At 72.5% G+C, this 799-nt stretch carries 1 pseudogene; it reads right to left on the reverse strand.

Annotated elements, in window-relative coordinates:
- Window positions 1–797: pseudogene (locus tag IE109_RS32840) on the reverse strand (IS5 family transposase); the annotation flags it as partial.
- Window positions 798–799 lie beyond the last annotated feature (2 nt).

Here is a 799-nt window from a genome sequence, read left to right on the forward strand (position 1 = left end):
CAGGACGAGTCCCGCGCGGTAGCGGTCTGCGAGCTTGTCGAACCTGGTTGCGATCGCACGGAACTGCTTGAGGCGGGCGAAGCATCGTTCGACCACGTTGCGGTCGCGGTAGATCTCCTTGTCGAAGGCGGGTGGCCGGCCACCGAGGCGCCCCCGGCGTCGGCGGTTGGCCACCTGGTCGCGGCGCTCGGGGATCGTGGCGGCGATGCCCCGACGCCGCAGCAGATGGCGGATGGCCCTGCTGGAGTAGGCCTTGTCACCCAGCACGCGGTCCGGTGTCGTGCGCGGGCGGCCCGTGCCGACGCGCGGGGTGCGGATCCCATCGAGGACGTCGGCGAACGCGGTGGTGTCGTTGACGTTTCCGGGTGTGAGCACGATCGACAGCGGCAGACCCCGGCCGTCGACGGCGAGGTGGACCTTGGTGGTCAGCCCGCCCCGGGACCGGCCGAGGGCCTGGCGCGCCTGCGAGCGGCCCGGATCTTCCAGTTCATCCCCATCCGCGTCCCCCTTTTACGGGCGCCCGCGGCGTGCTGGTGGGCCCGGTTGACCGTGGAGTCGACGGCGACGGTCCACTCCACCCGGCCCACCGCGTCGTCACGGACCTGGACGTGCTCCAACAGCTTCGCCCACGTGCCATCGGCCTCCCAGCGGCCGAACCGCTCGTAGACGGTCTGCCACGGCCCGTACCGCTCGGGCAGGTCGCGCCAAGGAGCCCCGGTCCGCAGCCGCCACAGCACCCCGTTGACCACCTGCCGGTGATCACGCCACGGACGGCCGCGTCCGCCCACCTGCGGCACCA

The organism is Streptomyces lavendofoliae (assembly GCF_014649735.1).
In the GTDB taxonomy this organism is placed as follows: domain Bacteria; phylum Actinomycetota; class Actinomycetes; order Streptomycetales; family Streptomycetaceae; genus Streptomyces; species Streptomyces lavendofoliae.